The following is a 16873-nucleotide window of genomic DNA, read 5'->3' as shown; positions in this document are numbered from 1 at the left end:
TCAGGCGCAAAGCGCCATCTATCAGTGACTTGAAAGGAAAACAAATGAAAACAATAAAAGCATTTTGCTGGTTGGCGTTTTTCGTACTATTTAGTACGACTCTATGGGCATCTGATGACCCATCAATTGAACAGCTGCAATACCAACTAAACCGTGGTGAAGTTACCAGTGTTGTTTTAGTTGAGCGTTACTTAGATAGAATTGCTCGACACAACCGCGATGGTGCTGAACTCCAAGCGGTTTTGTCAGTTCAGGAGCGCGAGCAATTATTGCAGCTTGCCAAGCAGCTAGATGCTGAACGTGAAGCAGGGAACGTTCGTAGTTCGATGCACGGTATTCCAGTGCTACTGAAAGATAATATTGATACCGCTGACGGGCTACCAAATACCGCTGGTTCCTACTTATTACGTGATCATATGCCACCTGACGATGCCTTTATAGTAGCCAAGTTGCGCGAAGCGGGCGCTATTATTTTGGGTAAAGCCAACTTGAGTGAATGGGCGAACTTTCGTTCTACGAACTCGTCCTCAGGGTGGAGTAGCTTAGGTGGTTTGGTTAAGAACCCATATGATCAATCGCGCACCGCTTGTGGCTCGAGCTCGGGTTCAGCTGCTGCCGTCAGCGCAAACTTTATTCCAGTTGCAGTTGGTACAGAAACGGACGGCAGCCTTGTTTGTCCCGCTGCAATTAACGGGATTGTAACTATCAAACCAACAGTTGGCTTACTCAGTCGCGATGGCATTATTCCAATCTCCGCGAGTCAGGATACGGCAGGCCCAATGGCGCGCAGCGTCGCAGATGCGGTGCACCTGATGATGGCGATGCAAGGACACGATAAGAATGATGGCGCTAGCTATAAAGACACAACCAATTATGTTGAGCATTTGAAAACCGACGGCTTGAAAGGCAAGCGAATTGGCGTGATGCGCGAGCTGGCAGGTTACAACACCGAACTAGACCAAGTGTTTAATCGTCGGATTGAAGAGCTAAAAGCGGCTGGTGCAATTATTGTCGATGACCTTAAGTTCCCAAATGGACGTAATTGGGGGAGCGATGAATATACCGTTTTGTTGTATGAATTCGCCCATGGCATGCGTGAGTATTTTAAACAGAGTCCGCATCCTCAGTTCAGTTCACTGGAAGACCTTATTGCTGCAAACAAGGAGAATGCCGGTGTCACCATGAAGTGGTTTGGGCAAGAGTTATTTGAAATGTCTGTTGCTCGTCAAACTGACGAAGAGGCCTATAAAAAGGCAAAGGCTGATGCAAAACGCAAAGCTGGTGAAGAAGGAATTGATGCTATATTGAAAGCGCATCAGTTAGATTTATTAATTGCGCCGACGACATCACCAGCTTGGAAAATCGATCTTATTAATGGTGATCATTTCACTGGTTCAGCAAGTGGTGCTGCAGCAGTGGCTGGCTATCCTCACATTACCGTACCAATGGGATTCGTTCAGCACATGCCGGTTGGCTTGAGCTTTTTCGGCACCGCACGTAGTGAAGGTATATTGATTGAAGCCGCGCATTCTTTTGAAATGATGACTCAGGCGCGCCGTGCTCCTGTTGTGGCTAGCCCTCACTAGTAGAGAGTGGTAGAATCGCGCGCTCGAATTGAACCAGCAGTGAAGAAGTAGAATGACTTATTATGAAGCCGACAAGTTGATTGCTATTGCGCCGATGCTCGATTGGACTGATCGGCATTGTCGGTACTTCCATCGGTTATTAACGCAAAAGTCAGTGCTTTACACTGAAATGGTGACGACGGGCGCGATTATTCACGGGAAAATGGACTTTTTGCAGTTTAATCCTGAAGAGCAACCTGTGGTTCTTCAGCTTGGTGGTAGTGATCCTGCCGCCATGGCTGAATGCACAGTGCGTGCTGCCGAGCGTGGCTATCAAGAAGTAAACATTAATGTTGGCTGTCCGTCAGATCGGGTGCAAAACGGTAGTTTCGGCGCTTGTTTAATGGCTGAGCCGGAAACCGTTGCGGCGTGTGTTAAAGCAATGCGCGAAGCCGCACCAAATACCATTGTTTCCGTCAAAACTCGACTCGGCATTGATGAACACGATAGTGACGAATATCTCCAAGCGTTTATGGAGCCAGTCATGGATGCCGGTTGTCAGCATTTTACTCTCCATGCCCGCAATGCTTGGTTAAAAGGGCTGAGCCCGAAGCAAAACCGTGACGTGCCACCACTTCGCTACGATCGTGTGTATCGTATGAAAGAGCGTTACCCACATCTGCACATATCGATTAATGGCGGTATAAAAAGTGTCGCCGAAATCAATGAACACCTTCAGCATGTCGATGGTGTGATGATTGGCCGCGAAGCCTATCAAAACCCCTATCTGTTGAGTGAGTTTGATGGCTTATTAGGATACCATCACCACGTGGATGTCGAGTCGGTTATCGAAACAATGATTGCCTACACTGATCGACATGTTGAGCAAGGCGGCCGACCTTGGCACGTATTGCGACACATGATTGGGCTGTTTCAAGGCGGGCCAGGTGCTAAAAAGTGGCGACAAGTTCTCAGTCAGCAAGGCCCACAAGCAAGTGCAGCTCGGCCTGTTTTAGAGGCTGCATACCATGAAGTCACATCGGCACGTGCGCTTTTTGCCGAAAAATTGGCTAATTTCACAACTGAAGCGAGTTAGGTTTCTCTAGCATTTATTAACTAGGTACGTTAATTCTTAAATTTGTTTTTAGTCGTAACTCGTTGATATTCAAACAATAAAATAAAATTCTCGTAATTAAATTAAAAGTTGGCACAACCTTTGCTTATCTCCTAGCGACTAAATAATTAGTCCATTAACACTAACTAGGAGATTACCCATGAAAACCACAATCACTTCAATCGTAGTTGCTTCTGCTCTTTTATTCGGTTCAGCTCAAGCACAAGAAAAACAAACCGACAGTAATTTAGAATTGTCTCTGAAAGAAAGTATTTCGCAAGAAGTAAGCAATACGCGTCAACAAGTTAAATCTGAAAACCAACTTGAGTTGATGCAATATTTTGCTGAAGTAAAACTCGCATTAAATCCATCTCGCATGTTGACCAACGTTGCTGAAGTTGCCGTTGAATTAATTACTGGTAACGAGGAATAACAGCATGTGGATGCAGTCCAGTTTACTTGTCGTGATGATGGCAGCACCAGTATTGGGTACAGTGGTTGCTGGTGCGGTCGTCATCGCTTCTACTGCGATGAGCGTCGACAAATCCGAGTGAATGCAACATAAACATATGGTAGGCTGATTTTCACCGTTAATTCTTATAATAAGAGGAAGTTGCTGCGTGAATAAGCCACTTATGTTGGGTTTGGTTGGCGCCCTAAGTCTAACAACTGTTGCCACAGCGCAAGAGTATACAGCTAGTGACAAAGCGCATGAAATTGCGCAAAAGAATTTAATTATTGATACACACATTGATGTGCCATATCGCCTGAATAAAGACTGGGAAGACGTCACTCGCGCAACAGAACGTGGTGACTTTGATTACCCTCGCGCAAAGCAGGGCGGCTTGAACGTTCCGTTTATGTCGATTTATATTCCAGCGCAGCTAGAACAAACACCAGGTGCTAGCTACCAGTTAGCGCATCAGCTTATTGATAGTATGGAAGCGTTGGCTTGGCGTGCGCCGCAAAAATTTGCTATGGCGTACAGTGTCGATCAAGTGATGCAGCAGCAAGAGCGCGGTGTTATTTCCATAGCCCTTGGGATGGAAAATGGCTCGCCGATTGAAGGTGACTTAAAAAATCTCCACGAATTCTATAATCGTGGCATCCGCTACATCACTTTAGCGCACAGTCAGTCGAACCACATTTCAGACTCGTCATATGATATTCGCCGTCAGTGGAATGGTTTAAGCCCATTTGGCAAAGAACTAGTTAAAGAAATGAACAACGTTGGTGTGATGATTGATATTTCACACGTGTCGGACGAAGCGTTCTGGCAAGCCGTCGAGTTATCAGAAGTTCCAGTTATCGCATCACATTCATCGCTACGTAAATATACGCCAGGCTTTGAACGTAATATGAGTGATGAGATGATCAAAGGCCTCGCCAAAAATGGTGGCGTTATCATGATCAACTTCGGTTCATCGTTCGTGACTCAGCAGGCAAACCGGTACGGCGATATCGTTCGTAAGCAAATTGCTGCGATTAATGAGCAATATGGCGAAGGTAGCGAGGAAGCTGAAAAACGCATCGCTGAAGTTCGCGCCAAAAACCCATTCCCGTTCGCTACACTTGAAGAAGTGTTGAACCATATTGACCATGTGAAGAATCTTGTTGGTATTGATTACATCGGTATTGGCTCGGATTATGATGGTGTAGGTGATTCATTGCCGGTTGGCTTAAAAGACGTTTCAACATATCCGAATTTAGTTCAAGGTCTTCTTGATCGTGGTTACAGCGAAGAAGAGATCGAGAAGATTCTGTATAAAAACTTAGTGCGTGTATGGCGCGAAGTAGAAACCTACGCCGCCAACCACTAAAAGAGTTATTCGTTATTCGTTACTCGTCATTCGAAAAAGCGAAAAACCAAAAGCGTTAAATCCGGAAATCTCCGTCTCACTCCGTGAGCGGAGATTTTTCTTTTCCACGAATAACCAATAACGAATAACCAATAACAGCGTTGCTTTTCCGCTACAAAAGTGTATAATTCGCGGCCACAGTTGATGAACTCCTTGGAGCTCTCACAGCTGTGTTAGGTTGCCACAGCAGTCCCGATAGGGGATTGAATGGATTTTTCGTTGAAAATGCCACGCCCGGTATGCTGCCAGGGTGTCGGTTTTTTTCTGTGCTCTTTTTTAAATGCTCTTTAATTGAGGCTTTGATTTTTTATGGCTAATCAAAGAATTCGGATTCGCTTGAAAGCGTTCGATCATCGTCTGATTGACCAGTCGACTGCAGAAATCGTTGAGACTGCAAAACGCACTGGTGCTCAGGTACGTGGTCCAATCCCACTACCTACACGCAAAGAACGTTTCACCGTGTTGATTTCTCCACACGTGAACAAAGATGCGCGTGACCAGTACGAGATCCGTACCCACAAGCGTTTGATCGACATCATGGACCCAACTGACAAGACTGTAGACGCATTGATGCGTTTAGACCTTGCAGCGGGTGTTGATGTACAGATCAGCCTGGGCTAAGCGGGCAGTAATAGGATTACACACGAGAGGTTTTAACAATGGCTATTGGTCTAGTCGGTCGTAAAGTAGGAATGACTCGCGTCTTCCAAGAAGACGGCGCTTCTGTACCTGTTACTGTGATCGAAGTGACAGCAAACCGTGTGACTCAGGTTAAATCTGAGGAAACTGACGGTTATCGCGCGCTTCAAGTGACTACAGGTACTAAAAAAGCAAACCGCGTTACTAAACCACTTGCTGGTCACTTCGCGAAAGCGGGTGTTGAAGCAGGTCGCGGTCTCTGGGAATTCCGCCTAGAGAACGGTGAAGGTGAAGATTTTGCAGTAGGTTCTGAAATCACTGTTGAGATTTTTGCAGACACCAAACAAGTAGACGTTACCGGTACCTCTAAAGGTAAAGGTTTCCAAGGTGCTGTTAAGCGCTGGAATTTCCGTACTCAGGACGCTACCCATGGTAACTCGTTGTCGCATCGTGCGCCGGGTTCTATCGGTCAAAACCAGTCTCCTGGTCGGGTATTCAAAGGCAAGAAGATGGCAGGTCAAATGGGTAACAAGCAAGTAACTGTACAAACGCTTGACGTTGTACGTGTTGACGCAGAGCGTGGCTTGTTGCTGATTCGCGGTGCTGTCCCTGGTGCTATTGGTGGCGATGTAATCGTCAAGCCAGCAGTCAAGGCTAAGGCGTAACGTCTGAGGAGAATGGTGATGGAATTAACATTAAAAGACGCAAAAGGCGCTCTTGAAGTTTCCGAAGCTACCTTTGGACGTGAGTTCAACGAAGCTCTGATTCATCAGGTAGTCGTTGCTTATGCTGCAGGCGCTCGTCAGGGCACCAAGGCACAAAAGACGCGTTCTGAAGTATCTGGCGGTGGCAAAAAGCCATGGCGTCAGAAGGGTACTGGCCGTGCTCGCGCAGGTACTATCCGTAGCCCAATTTGGCGCTCTGGTGGTACTACGTTTGCAGCGAAACCACGCAGCCACGACCAAAAAGTAAACAAGAAAATGTACCGCGGTGCTATGAAAAGCATCTTGTCTGAACTTGTTCGTCAAGATCGTTTAATCGTGGTAGAGAAGTTTGGTGTTGAATCACCAAAAACTAAAGCATTAGCAGCTCAACTGAAGTCAATGGATTTGAACGACGTTCTTATCGTGACTAAAGAAGTTGACGAGAACTTGTTCTTAGCCGCACGCAACTTGCACAAAGTTGACGTTCGCGACGTTCAAGGTCTTGACCCTGTTAGCTTGATTGCTTTTGAAAAAGTTTTGATGACTGCTGACGCAGTGAAGCAAATCGAGGAGGTATTATCATGATGCGCGAAGAACGTTTGCTGACTGTAATTCTGGCTCCTCACGTTTCTGAAAAGTCTACTGTGACTGCAGAAACTGCTAACACTGTCGTGTTCAAAGTAGCGAAAGACGCAACTAAACCACAAATTAAAGCAGCGGTAGAAAAGCTGTTTGAAGTTGAGGTTGATAGCGTTCGCACTGTGAACGTAAAAGGCAAAACCAAACGTACCGGCGCTCGCTTTGGTAAGCGTAGTGACTGGAAAAAAGCGTATGTCACCCTGAAAGAAGGTGCGGACATCGACTTCGTCGGCGGCGCTGAGTAACAGGAGGAATTCACATGGCATTAGTTAAGTGTAAGCCTACGTCTCCAGGTCGTCGCCACGTAGTTAAAGTGGTTAACGAAGACCTGTACAAAGGTAAGCCTTACGCCCCGTTGTTGGATAAAAACAACAAGAAAGGCGGTCGTAACAACAATGGTCGCATTACTGTTCGTCACATCGGCGGTGGTCACAAGCATCACTACCGTATGGTCGACTTTAAACGCGACAAAGACGGTATCCCAGCGAAAGTTGAGCGTTTGGAATATGATCCAAACCGTTCAGCGAACATCGCTTTGGTTCTGTATGCAGACGGTGAGCGTCGCTACATTCTTGCTCCAAAAGGCATGAAAGCTGGTGACCAAATCGTATCTGGTTCAGATGCACCGATTAAAAGCGGTAACGCACTTCCACTGCGTAACATTCCAGTGGGTTCAGTGATTCACGCTATCGAAATGAAGCCTGGTAAAGGTGCTCAGTTGGCGCGTTCAGCTGGTGCGTCAGTACAGCTTCTAGCTCGCGATGGCGCGTACGTAACTGTACGTTTGCGTTCTGGCGAAATGCGCCGCATTCAGTCGGATTGCCGTGCAACCATCGGTGAAGTAGGTAACGCAGAGCACATGCTGCGTCAATTGGGTAAAGCTGGTGCACAACGCTGGCGTGGTGTTCGTCCTACCGTTCGTGGTGTGGCGATGAACCCAGTTGATCACCCACACGGTGGTGGTGAAGGTCGTACTTCTGGTGGCCGTCATCCGGTTACTCCATGGGGTACTCCGACTAAGGGTTATAAGACCCGTAAGAACAAGCGTACTGATAAGTTCATCGTACGTCGTCGCAACAAATAAGAGTTGAGGATTAGACATGCCACGTTCTCTTAAAAAAGGTCCATTTATCGACCTTCACCTACTGAATAAGGTGGAGAAAGCGTTGGAAGCCGGGGACAAAAAGCCAATTAAAACTTGGTCCCGTCGTTCAATGATTATCCCTGATATGATCGGCTTAACTATCGCTGTTCATAACGGTCGCCAGCACGTGCCAGTTTTCGTTTCTGACGAAATGATTGGTCACAAGCTTGGTGAATTCGCACCAACCCGCACTTATCGTGGCCACGCCGCTGATAAGAAAGCGAAGAAACGCTAAGGGAGACATAAGATGGAAGCTATTGCTATTCACAAGTTTGCCAAGCTTTCTGCGCAGAAGGGCCGTTTGGTAGCGGATCAGATTCGCGGTTTACCAGTAGCGAAAGCTCTGGATATTCTGAACTACAGCCCTAAAGACGCAGCTGTGCTGCTGAAAAAGGTGTTGGAGTCAGCTATCGCGAATGCTGAACACAACGAAGGTGCCGACATCGACGAGTTAAAAGTTGCTAAAGTAATGGTAGACGAAGGTCCAACCATGAAACGCATCAAGCCTCGTGCGAAAGGTCGTGCTGATCGTATCTTTAAGCGTACCAGCCACATTACTGTGGTTGTATCAGATAGCTAGGAGATAAATTATGGGTCAGAAAGTACATCCTAATGGTATTCGCCTAGGTATCACCAAACCATGGAATTCAACCTGGTTCGCGAATACGAAAGATTTTGCTGATAACCTGCACAGCGATCACTTAGTTCGCAAGATGTTGAACAAGCAACTGGCTAACGCGTCAGTTTCACGTATCGTCATCGAGCGTCCAGCTAAGAGCATCCGCGTGACTATCCACACTGCACGTCCAGGTGTTGTGATTGGTAAGAAAGGCGAAGACGTTGAGAAATTGCGTCAAGCAGTTTCTAAACTGACTGGTGTTCCTGCGCAAATCAACATCTCAGAAGTGCGCAAGCCTGAGCTTGATTCACAACTGGTTGCTGAAAACATCGCTGGCCAGCTAGAGCGCCGTGTTATGTTCCGTCGTGCAATGAAGCGCGCGGTACAAAACGCCATGCGTCTTGGCGCCAAAGGTATCAAAGTTGAAGTTAGCGGCCGTTTAGGCGGCGCGGAAATCGCACGTACCGAATGGTACCGCGAAGGTCGTGTTCCATTGCACACATTGCGTGCGGACATCGACTACTCAACCGCTGAAGCTAACACCACTTACGGTATCATTGGTATCAAAGTATGGATCTTCAAAGGCGAAGTTCTTGGCGGTATGCCAGTTGCTGAAGAAAAGCCAGCAGCTCCAGCAAAACGCCCTAAAGGCCGTAAGTAAGGAGATACGATATGTTACAACCAAAGCGTACTAAATTCCGTAAGGTACACAAGGGCCGTAACCGCGGTCTGGCGCAAGCAGGTAACAAAGTCAGCTTCGGTACTTTCGGTTTGAAATCGGTTGAGCGTGGTCGTATGACTGCTCGCCAAATCGAAGCGGCTCGTCGTGCCATGACGCGTCACGTGAAACGTCAAGGTAAAATTTGGATCCGCGTTTTCCCTGACAAGCCAATCACTCAGAAGCCTCTTGAAGTGCGTATGGGTAAAGGTAAAGGTAGCGTGGAATACTGGGTAGCTCAAATTCAGCCAGGTCGTGTCCTGTATGAAATGGACGGTGTTTCGGAAGAGTTGGCGCGTGAAGCGTTTGACCTTGCGGCACGTAAGCTGCCATTCAAAACCACCTTTGTGACTCGGACGGTGATGTAATGAAAGCGAACGAACTGAAAGAAAAAACCGTTGAGCAGCTGAACGAAGAGTTGTTAGGTTTGCGTCGTGAGCAGTTTAATCTGCGCATGCAAGCAGCCACTGGTCAGCTGAATCAAACTCACATGTTGAAGCAAGTGCGTCGTGATATCGCACGTGTGAAAACTATCTTGAATCAGAAGGCAGGTGCGTAATGACTGAAGAAAAACGTGTACGTACTGTGCAAGGTCGTGTTACCAGCGACAAGATGGATAAGTCTATCACTGTTGCTGTAACTCGCCGTGTAAAACACCCGGTATATGGTAAGTACATTACCCGTACCACTAAGTTGCACGCACATGATGAAAACAACGAATGTAAAGCTGGCGATACCGTGATTATTCGCGAAACTCGTCCAGTATCTAAGACCAAGTCTTGGGCACTTGTTGAGATTGTAGAGCGCGCTGAAGTAATCTAATCGATTACCTCACAACGTGAATGATAAACGGCCACCCTCGGGTGGCCGTTTTTTATTGCGCAGGAAATCTCCTCAAACAACGCTATAATTATCGAAAGTTTCTCAATTCAAGCAAGGACATAGAATGAAAGATACTACCGCTCCTGCAAGACTCAACCCCCCAGTATTTTATAGTGCCGCCGGTTTAATCATCGTGATTTTATTATTTGCAGCGATTGTTCCTGACACGGCTAATACATGGTTTCAAGGTATTCAGGCAGCGATTATTGAGAATGGCAGCTGGTTTTATGTGCTATCTGTCGCGATCATTCTTATCAGCGTGCTCTATCTCGGCTTTTCTAAAATGGGTGCGATTAAACTCGGTCCTGATCACTCCGAACCTGATTATTCCAAAATAACCTGGTTCTCAATGTTGTTTTCCGCTGGCATGGGTATCGGTTTAATGTTTTTTGGCGTTGCAGAGCCAGTGATGCATTTTTTAGCGCCGCCGGTGGCAGAAGCTGGTAGCGTTGAAGCTGCTCGCGAAGCGATGAAGATTACATTCTTCCATTGGGGTCTGCATGCATGGGCAATTTATGCGATTGTCGCATTAATTCTAGCATTCTTTGCATATCGTCATGGTTTACCGCTGACACTTCGGTCTGCGCTTTACCCAATGATAGGCGATAGAATTTACGGCCCAATTGGTCATGTAGTTGATGTATTTGCAGTTATCGGAACGGTATTCGGTGTCGCGACTTCGTTAGGTTATGGCGTCACCCAGATTAACGCCGGTATTAACTATCTTTTCGACATTCCAGTTTCCGACACCGTTCAAGTTATTCTAATTATTGGGGTGACCCTGCTGGCGGTAATTTCAGTGACCACCGGCTTAGATAAAGGCATTCGACGGTTGTCTGAGCTGAATATGATTTTGGCTGTACTGTTGTTGGTATTCGTATTGTTACTTGGCCCAACAGTGTTTTTGTTACAAGCCTTTGTACAGAATACAGGATCGTATGTATCGGAGCTCGTTAATAATACTTTCAACCTGTTTGCTTATGAAAAAACGGATTGGATAGGTGGTTGGACAGTCTTTTACTGGGGTTGGTGGTTAAGTTGGGCACCGTTTGTAGGCTTATTCATCGCGCGTGTTTCACGCGGACGTACCATTCGGGAGTTTGTGTTGGGGGTACTGTTAGTGCCAGCCGGCTTTACGCTGATGTGGATGACGTTCTTCGGTAATTCAGCCATTGATATGATTTTGAATAAAGGCGTGACGTCACTTGGCGAGATGGTTGAGAACGATGTTTCAATTGCTCTATTTGCGTTTTTAGAACAGTTCCCGTGGAGTGGTTTTCTGAGCGTAGTCGCCACACTTATGGTGGTGGTGTTTTTTGTCACATCATCGGATTCCGGCTCAATGGTTGTTGATATGCTTTGCTCAAATGGCCGCGATGATACGCCCGCGTGGCAACGTATATTTTGGGCTAGTGGTGAAGGTATCGTAGCGATTATTTTGCTCTTAGCCGGTGGCTTGGGGGCATTACAGACAATGACAATTGCCAGCGCCTTACCGTTTACGATCATCCTTCTTATTGCCACTTATGGATTGATCCAAGCCTTACGTGTAGACGTTCATAAAAAAGATACGCTACAGAACAGCTATTTAACTGCGTCATCACAGAGCAACAAGAATTGGCGTGAACGCTTGCACAACATTATCGACTTTCCGAGCAAGTCAGTGGGTCAGCGTTTCTTATTGCAAGTTGTTGAGCCGGCATTTAAAGATGTTGCTGAAGAAATGGAAGCAAGTGGGCTAACCGTTGTATTGCAAGTTGACGATAAGAACCTTAAGACATTTCGCGTCATTCATGGTGACGAAATCGATTTTATTTATCAAGTTGAACTTGCCTCACATATCCAGCCAGCATTTATCTATGCCGAAGGGGAGCAAGTAGATGCCCCTGAAGAACAGAAATACTATCGCGCTGAAGTTCACCTACGTGAGGGCGGCCAAGATTACGATATTTTAGGTTGGTCACGTGATGCTGTGATTGGTGACATCATCGACCATTACCACAAACATATGCATTTCTTGCATGTTTTGCGTTAAGGAATTGACTATGAAACGGAAACTGTTAACCGTAGCAATAGCGACTTTGATCACCGCACCCAGCGCGTTTGGTCAGTCTAATGAGTTGACGAGTACTGAGGGATTGCAGCAGTTACTTGAACAAATCGAGCAGTTGAAACAACGTGTTGTCGATTTAGAGCAACGCGTAGCCTCGCAGCAGCAGGAGCAGCAAGATCAAGCGCAACAATCTGACCAACAAGAAGAATTTGCGCCGCGGCGTGAGGTAAGAAGCTCAGCCTTAGCAGCAAGAGTGGAGCGTTTAGAAGAGGATGTGCAAGAGGCTCAAAATGCACCAATACAAATAGGTGGTGCAGTACGGGCTCAGTACGTATGGGAAGATTATAATGACCCGCTGAAAGATCGCGGTGGCGATTTTGACTTTGATCTGGTTCGAATTGACTACAATGGCGAAATTGGTGATGTGATTTTGTCAGCTCAATATCGATGGTTCCAGTATATGGATGTGGTGCAACATGCATGGGTTGGTTACAACTTCACCGAGAATTGGCAAGGGCAGTTAGGGGTAACTAAAGTCCCATTCGGTAACACGCCGTATAACTCAAACAGCTACTTTTTTAGCTCAAACTTTTACGTTGGTTTAGAAGATGACCACGATATGGGTGCGAAAATGCGTTATCGCGATGCCGACTGGGATTTTGATATCGCATTCTTTAAATCTGATGAGCTAGGTGGTGCGGATGGTTTAGCGTCCAACAAATCGGATCGCTATGCTTATGATGCCGTTGGCATTCGATTCGCGGATGAAGGTTTGTATGATGATCCAACCGCGCTCGCTGCCGAAACTAATAGTTGGGCGTTGCGTGGCGTTCGAAAATGGTCATTTGATGACATTCGCTCTGCGGAATTTGGCGCATCCGTGCAATGGGGTGACATGAATGATGGCGTCGATAATGTTGGCGAACGCATGGCGTGGGCAATACATGGTTTGTATAACTACGACCGTTGGACATTCATGGGGCAAGTTACGCAATACGATTACGACATGGAAGCTCCGAATAGAGGTATTGTCGTCGGTGCATACAATTACTTTGATACCATTCCAACGAAAGCAACGTTGTACTCGGCAAACATTGCGTACAGCCTTCCAGTGAAATGGGGGCCGGTGACCAATCTAACGTTTTACAATGATTTCAGTTTAATGACCGATAAGCGCTTTTATTCCGAAGATACATTGATGAACGTGCTAGGCGTTGCGGTTTCTGCTGGTGGTTTGTACACCTATTTTGATTTGGTGACAGCACGTAATCAGCCGTTTGTGGGAGGCTCTATGAGCGGCAATGCTACGGATACAAACACGCGTTTCAACATTAATATAGGCTATTATTTTTAAGTAAAAATGAGTACAGTGGCCTTATTCAAACAGTTGTTTAAGTTGAGGTCACTGTGACTACAAAATACCAGCATTTATTTCAGCCTCTCGATCTAGGCTTTACACAACTCAAGAACCGCGTGTTGATGGGCTCGATGCACACCGGACTTGAAGAAGAGAAAAATGGCTTTGATAAACTCGCCGCCTTTTATGCAGAACGTGCAAAAGGCGGTGTTGGCCTGATTGTGACTGGCGGTATTAGTCCTAACCTTCGTGGTCGTGTGAGTCCTTTTGGCAGTGAACTGAGCAAGCCTTGGCATGTGGCAAAACACCGCAAAGTCACCGATGCTGTGCACGCGGAAGGCGGTAAAATTTGTATGCAAATTTTGCATACTGGTCGCTACGCTTACCATCCTTTCTCAGTAGCGCCGAGTAAAATCAAGGCACCAATCAACCCATTCGCTCCAAAAGCGATGAGTGAGCGACAAATTCAAACCACCATTCGTCATTTTGCGCGCGCCGCTAAGCTCGCACAAAAAGCTGGCTATGATGGTGTTGAAGTGATGGGTTTCTGAGGGCTACTTAATCAACCAATTCATTTGTCCTCGAACCAACAAGCGAACCGATCGCTGGGGTGGCTCGTTTGAAAACCGCAGCCGCTTCGCGATTGAAATTATTAAAGCCATTCGCGAAGCTGTGGGACAAGAATTTATCATTGTTTATCGTTTATCAATGCTCGATTTGGTGCCTGATGGTAATACCTATGACGAAGTGATTGCTTTGGGTAAAGCGGTTGAGCAGGCCGGTGTTACCATTATTAATAGCGGAATCGGCTGGCATGAAGCTCGAGTGCCAACCATTGTGACCTCAGTACCGCGTGCTGCATTTAGTTGGATTACGGCAAAAGTTCGACAAGAGCTATCTATTCCGGTCGTTGCCGTCAACCGCATCAACACGCCTGAAGTTGCGGAGAAAATCTTAGCTGATGGCGAAGCTGATATGGTATCGATGGCGCGCCCTTTGCTTGCCGACCCGCATTTTGTTGCAAAAGCCAATCGCAATGAAGCGGACAAAATTAATACCTGTATCGCTTGTAACCAGGCCTGTCTTGACCACGTTTTTGAAAATAAGCGGGCAAGCTGTTTGGTCAATCCGCAAGCCTGTTATGAAAGTGAGTTAGTCTTTACTCCAGTTGCAAAAGCCAAGCGTATTGCCGTTGTCGGAGCTGGTCCTGCCGGGCTTGAATTCGCTTGCCGCGCGTCAGAACGCGGACACCATGTCGATTTATTCGACGGCGCAAGCGACATCGGTGGTCAATTTAACTATGCCAAGCAGATTCCGGGCAAAGAAGAATTCCACGAAACCATTCGTTACTTTAAAAATCGATTGGTCGATACCGGTGTCAACGTTCACTTAAATTCACGTCAAACAGCCGATGCTTTGAGCTCAGGCGGCTATGACGACGTGGTGTTGGCGACCGGTGTGGTGCCACGTGAATTAGATATTCCTGGCATCAACGGCAGCAATGTTCTTGGTTACCTTGATGTATTGCGAGATCACAAACCAGTCGGTCATAAAGTTGCTTTAATTGGCGCCGGTGGCATTGGCTTTGATGTCGCGGAATACCTCACCACTGAGCATTCGCCGACATTAAATGTGCGAGAATGGTCACAAGTATGGGGTGTTGATGAAAGCTACGAGCACCGTGGTGGATTAATGCCGCAAGCGGCTGAACATAGCCCACGCGAAGTGTGGTTGCTGCAGCGCAAGACTTCGAAGGTTGGTGCTGGATTAGGTAAAACATCGGGTTGGGTACATCGTGCTACGTTGAAGAAGAAAGGCGTGGAAATGGTTGCTGGCGTTACTTATAAAAAAGTGACCGACGAAGGCTTGTGGATTGAAATTGACGACAAAGAGCAATTACTTGCGGTTGATACTATTGTGGTTTGTGCTGGCCAGGTGCCGCAGCGTGAGTTGCATAACGCATTACAAGAAAAGGGTGTATCGGTTCATTTAATTGGCGGCGCAGATGTTGCTGCTGAACTTGATGCCAAACGCGCAATTCGTCAAGGAGCTGAGCTTGCAGCAAGCATCTGATGTGACATGTCGCTATGACTTACATTGTCATAGTTATTATTCTGATGGCGCATTAAGCCCCGCAGAATTGGTTCAGCGTGCTTGCGAACAAGGCGTCACACATTTGGCGTTAACCGATCATGACTCGGTAGGCGGTGTTACCGAAGCCCAGGAGTTTATTAAACAACACCAATTGCCGCTGGAGCTAATTGTTGGCACAGAAATCACCTGCTCGTGGGAAGGTTTCGAAATTCATTTGGTGGCGCTGAATTTTGATGCCGAAGCGCCAACTATGAAGCAACTATTGGAGCAGCAACAACAATGCCGCCGCAATCGCTACGAAGCAATGATCGCGAAGCTTCACAAAGCAGGTATTGAGGTGCAGCCTCCCATGGCGCAAGCGATGACGATGCCAACGCGCAAACACCTCGCCGATGCCATGGTTGAAGGTGGTTGGGTGAGTTCTTTTGAAGCGGCATTCCGACGTTATTTAGGAAAGGGCCAGCAAGCTTATGTCGCGACGCAGTGGGTGACACTTGCCGATGCGGTGGCCGCGGTTACTGCTGCTGGCGGCGTGACGGTGATTGCACATCCTCATGCTTATCAGTTGAGTAATAAATGGTTACGACGCCTGTTAACCGAAGCTAAACAAGTTGGCGTAACTGGCGTCGAAGTTGCTATCGGCACGCAATCACCAGGTCAGCGCGAAGCATTAGCGACGTTTGCTGAAGAAATTGGTCTTGCAGCCTCTGTTGGCTCTGATTTTCATTATCCGGCACGCTGGCGTGAGTTAGGTAAAAATCTTTGTTTACCAGAGCGCTGTGTGCCAATATGGACACTGTGGTAAACAATATAAATAGGCTGTGTTAAAGCAACCGTAATGAGACAAATTTAATTATTATGAGCCAATACCTTAGTGTACACCCAGAAAACCCGCAGAAGCGCCTGATGCAACAGGCCGCTGAAATTATTTTGCAGGGTGGTGTGGTGGTTTATCCAACCGATTCGGGCTATGCCATAGGTTGCCGTATTGGTGACAAAAACGCCATGGAACGCATTTGTCGCATTCGAAATATTGATAAAGACCATCATTTCACACTGATGTGCCGTGATTTGTCGGAGCTATCTACCTACGCACGGGTTGATAACCAAGCGTTTCGGTTGCTTAAAAACAACACACCGGGCGCTTATACGTTTATTTTGAAAGGTACCAAAGAAGTACCTAAACGCTTGCTGAATCCGAAACGAAAAACTATCGGTATTCGGGTGTCGGATGACCCAATTGTAATGGCATTACTTGAAGCGTTGGGTGAACCATTGATGTCGACGAGTTTAATTCTCGACGATAATGAATTTGCTGAGTCTGATCCTTATGAGATTCGCGATCGACTAGACCAACAAGTTGAGCTGATCATTGATGGTGAGCATCGTGGAGAAGAGCCAACCACTGTGATTGACTTGGCCGATGATGTTGTCAAAGTAGTTCGGGAAGGTGCCGGCGATACTTCGCCATTTGTGGATGCATAAA

General features: G+C 46.8%; 19 protein-coding genes and 1 pseudogene. All 20 read left to right on the top strand.

Annotated elements, in window-relative coordinates:
• Positions 1-44 precede the first annotated feature (44 nt).
• The 20 genes and pseudogenes from D3795_RS05150 (at position 45) to D3795_RS05055 (ending at position 16872) form a co-directional block, all read left to right on the top strand.
• The gene (locus tag D3795_RS05150; protein WP_156266818.1) at positions 45-1586 is read left to right on the top strand and encodes an amidase; all 1542 of its coding nucleotides are present in this window, start codon (positions 45-47) and stop codon (positions 1584-1586) included.
• Between the two features lie 52 nt (positions 1587-1638).
• Positions 1639-2661, top strand: coding sequence for a tRNA dihydrouridine(20/20a) synthase DusA (gene dusA, locus D3795_RS05145; protein WP_156266816.1), 1023 nt, complete (start codon positions 1639-1641; stop codon positions 2659-2661).
• Between the two features lie 178 nt (positions 2662-2839).
• A complete protein-coding gene (locus D3795_RS05140; protein ID WP_156266814.1) occupies positions 2840-3112 on the top strand; it encodes a hypothetical protein in 273 nt (90 codons plus the stop codon).
• Between the two features lie 202 nt (positions 3113-3314).
• On the top strand, positions 3315-4499 hold the full coding sequence (locus D3795_RS05135) for a dipeptidase (protein WP_156268970.1): 1185 nt from the start codon (positions 3315-3317) through the stop codon (positions 4497-4499).
• 348 nt (positions 4500-4847) lie between these two features.
• Entirely contained in the window at positions 4848-5159 is a 312-nt protein-coding gene (gene rpsJ, locus D3795_RS05130; protein WP_008488677.1) for a 30S ribosomal protein S10, read from the top strand.
• 38 nt (positions 5160-5197) lie between these two features.
• Positions 5198-5842, top strand: a complete 645-nt coding sequence (gene rplC, locus D3795_RS05125; RefSeq protein ID WP_156266812.1) for a 50S ribosomal protein L3 — start codon at positions 5198-5200, stop codon at positions 5840-5842.
• 18 nt (positions 5843-5860) lie between these two features.
• Positions 5861-6466, top strand: a complete 606-nt coding sequence (gene rplD / locus D3795_RS05120; RefSeq protein ID WP_092854199.1) for a 50S ribosomal protein L4 — start codon at positions 5861-5863, stop codon at positions 6464-6466.
• The gene (gene rplW, locus D3795_RS05115; protein ID WP_156266810.1) at positions 6463-6765 is read left to right on the top strand and encodes a 50S ribosomal protein L23; all 303 of its coding nucleotides are present in this window, start codon (positions 6463-6465) and stop codon (positions 6763-6765) included. The genes rplD and rplW overlap by 4 nt, the downstream gene beginning before the upstream one ends.
• 14 nt (positions 6766-6779) lie before the next feature.
• Positions 6780-7604, top strand: coding sequence for a 50S ribosomal protein L2 (gene rplB, locus D3795_RS05110; protein ID WP_092854201.1), 825 nt, complete (start codon positions 6780-6782; stop codon positions 7602-7604).
• 16 nt (positions 7605-7620) lie between these two features.
• Positions 7621-7899: a 30S ribosomal protein S19 gene (gene rpsS / locus D3795_RS05105; protein ID WP_026860408.1), complete on the top strand. Its 279-nt coding sequence runs from the start codon at positions 7621-7623 to the stop codon at positions 7897-7899.
• Positions 7900-7911: 12 nt separating this feature from the next.
• On the top strand, positions 7912-8244 hold the full coding sequence (gene rplV / locus D3795_RS05100) for a 50S ribosomal protein L22 (protein WP_055438606.1): 333 nt from the start codon (positions 7912-7914) through the stop codon (positions 8242-8244).
• Positions 8245-8254: 10 nt separating this feature from the next.
• Positions 8255-8944, top strand: a complete 690-nt coding sequence (gene rpsC / locus D3795_RS05095; protein WP_156266808.1) for a 30S ribosomal protein S3 — start codon at positions 8255-8257, stop codon at positions 8942-8944.
• A gap of 11 nt (positions 8945-8955) precedes the next feature.
• Positions 8956-9369, top strand: coding sequence for a 50S ribosomal protein L16 (gene rplP, locus D3795_RS05090; protein WP_092854205.1), 414 nt, complete (start codon positions 8956-8958; stop codon positions 9367-9369).
• The gene (rpmC, locus tag D3795_RS05085; protein ID WP_055438609.1) at positions 9369-9560 is read left to right on the top strand and encodes a 50S ribosomal protein L29; all 192 of its coding nucleotides are present in this window, start codon (positions 9369-9371) and stop codon (positions 9558-9560) included. The genes rplP and rpmC overlap by 1 nt, the downstream gene beginning before the upstream one ends.
• Positions 9560-9823: a 30S ribosomal protein S17 gene (gene rpsQ, locus D3795_RS05080; protein ID WP_156266806.1), complete on the top strand. Its 264-nt coding sequence runs from the start codon at positions 9560-9562 to the stop codon at positions 9821-9823. Before rpmC ends, rpsQ begins: the two co-directional genes overlap by 1 nt.
• Before the next feature lie 124 nt (positions 9824-9947).
• A complete protein-coding gene (locus D3795_RS05075) occupies positions 9948-11918 on the top strand; it encodes a BCCT family transporter (protein ID WP_156266804.1) in 1971 nt (656 codons plus the stop codon).
• Positions 11919-11928: 10 nt separating this feature from the next.
• The gene (locus D3795_RS05070; RefSeq protein ID WP_216648969.1) at positions 11929-13290 is read left to right on the top strand and encodes a carbohydrate porin; all 1362 of its coding nucleotides are present in this window, start codon (positions 11929-11931) and stop codon (positions 13288-13290) included.
• A 53-nt stretch (positions 13291-13343) separates the two neighbouring features.
• Positions 13344-15366 (top strand): annotated as a pseudogene (locus D3795_RS05065) (oxidoreductase).
• Entirely contained in the window at positions 15350-16192 is an 843-nt protein-coding gene (locus tag D3795_RS05060) for a PHP domain-containing protein (protein WP_310942399.1), read from the top strand. The pseudogene D3795_RS05065 and the gene D3795_RS05060 overlap by 17 nt, the downstream one beginning before the upstream one ends.
• A gap of 53 nt (positions 16193-16245) precedes the next feature.
• A complete protein-coding gene (locus D3795_RS05055; protein WP_156266802.1) occupies positions 16246-16872 on the top strand; it encodes an L-threonylcarbamoyladenylate synthase in 627 nt (208 codons plus the stop codon).
• Position 16873: the final 1 nt, after the last annotated feature.

The organism is Pseudidiomarina andamanensis, assembly GCF_009734345.1.
In the GTDB taxonomy this organism is placed as follows: domain Bacteria; phylum Pseudomonadota; class Gammaproteobacteria; order Enterobacterales; family Alteromonadaceae; genus Pseudidiomarina; species Pseudidiomarina andamanensis.
The sequence above is the reverse complement of the archived record's forward strand: the minus strand, read 5'-3'. Positions and strand labels throughout refer to the sequence as shown.

Bases quoted from the DNA above. Each gene is read 5' to 3' on its own strand.
- D3795_RS05150 (WP_156266818.1), top strand. From the start codon at position 45: ATGAAAACAATAAAAGCATTTTGCTGGTTGGCGTTTTTCGTACTATTT.
- dusA (WP_156266816.1), top strand. From the start codon at position 1,639: ATGACTTATTATGAAGCCGACAAGTTGATTGCTATTGCGCCGATGCTC.
- D3795_RS05140 (WP_156266814.1), top strand. From the start codon at position 2,840: ATGAAAACCACAATCACTTCAATCGTAGTTGCTTCTGCTCTTTTATTC.
- D3795_RS05135 (WP_156268970.1), top strand. From the start codon at position 3,315: ATGTTGGGTTTGGTTGGCGCCCTAAGTCTAACAACTGTTGCCACAGCG.
- rpsJ (WP_008488677.1), top strand. From the start codon at position 4,848: ATGGCTAATCAAAGAATTCGGATTCGCTTGAAAGCGTTCGATCATCGT.
- rplC (WP_156266812.1), top strand. From the start codon at position 5,198: ATGGCTATTGGTCTAGTCGGTCGTAAAGTAGGAATGACTCGCGTCTTC.
- rplD (WP_092854199.1), top strand. From the start codon at position 5,861: ATGGAATTAACATTAAAAGACGCAAAAGGCGCTCTTGAAGTTTCCGAA.
- rplW (WP_156266810.1), top strand. From the start codon at position 6,463: ATGATGCGCGAAGAACGTTTGCTGACTGTAATTCTGGCTCCTCACGTT.
- rplB (WP_092854201.1), top strand. From the start codon at position 6,780: ATGGCATTAGTTAAGTGTAAGCCTACGTCTCCAGGTCGTCGCCACGTA.
- rpsS (WP_026860408.1), top strand. From the start codon at position 7,621: ATGCCACGTTCTCTTAAAAAAGGTCCATTTATCGACCTTCACCTACTG.
- rplV (WP_055438606.1), top strand. From the start codon at position 7,912: ATGGAAGCTATTGCTATTCACAAGTTTGCCAAGCTTTCTGCGCAGAAG.
- rpsC (WP_156266808.1), top strand. From the start codon at position 8,255: ATGGGTCAGAAAGTACATCCTAATGGTATTCGCCTAGGTATCACCAAA.
- rplP (WP_092854205.1), top strand. From the start codon at position 8,956: ATGTTACAACCAAAGCGTACTAAATTCCGTAAGGTACACAAGGGCCGT.
- rpmC (WP_055438609.1), top strand. From the start codon at position 9,369: ATGAAAGCGAACGAACTGAAAGAAAAAACCGTTGAGCAGCTGAACGAA.
- rpsQ (WP_156266806.1), top strand. From the start codon at position 9,560: ATGACTGAAGAAAAACGTGTACGTACTGTGCAAGGTCGTGTTACCAGC.
- D3795_RS05075 (WP_156266804.1), top strand. From the start codon at position 9,948: ATGAAAGATACTACCGCTCCTGCAAGACTCAACCCCCCAGTATTTTAT.
- D3795_RS05070 (WP_216648969.1), top strand. From the start codon at position 11,929: ATGAAACGGAAACTGTTAACCGTAGCAATAGCGACTTTGATCACCGCA.
- D3795_RS05055 (WP_156266802.1), top strand. From the start codon at position 16,246: ATGAGCCAATACCTTAGTGTACACCCAGAAAACCCGCAGAAGCGCCTG.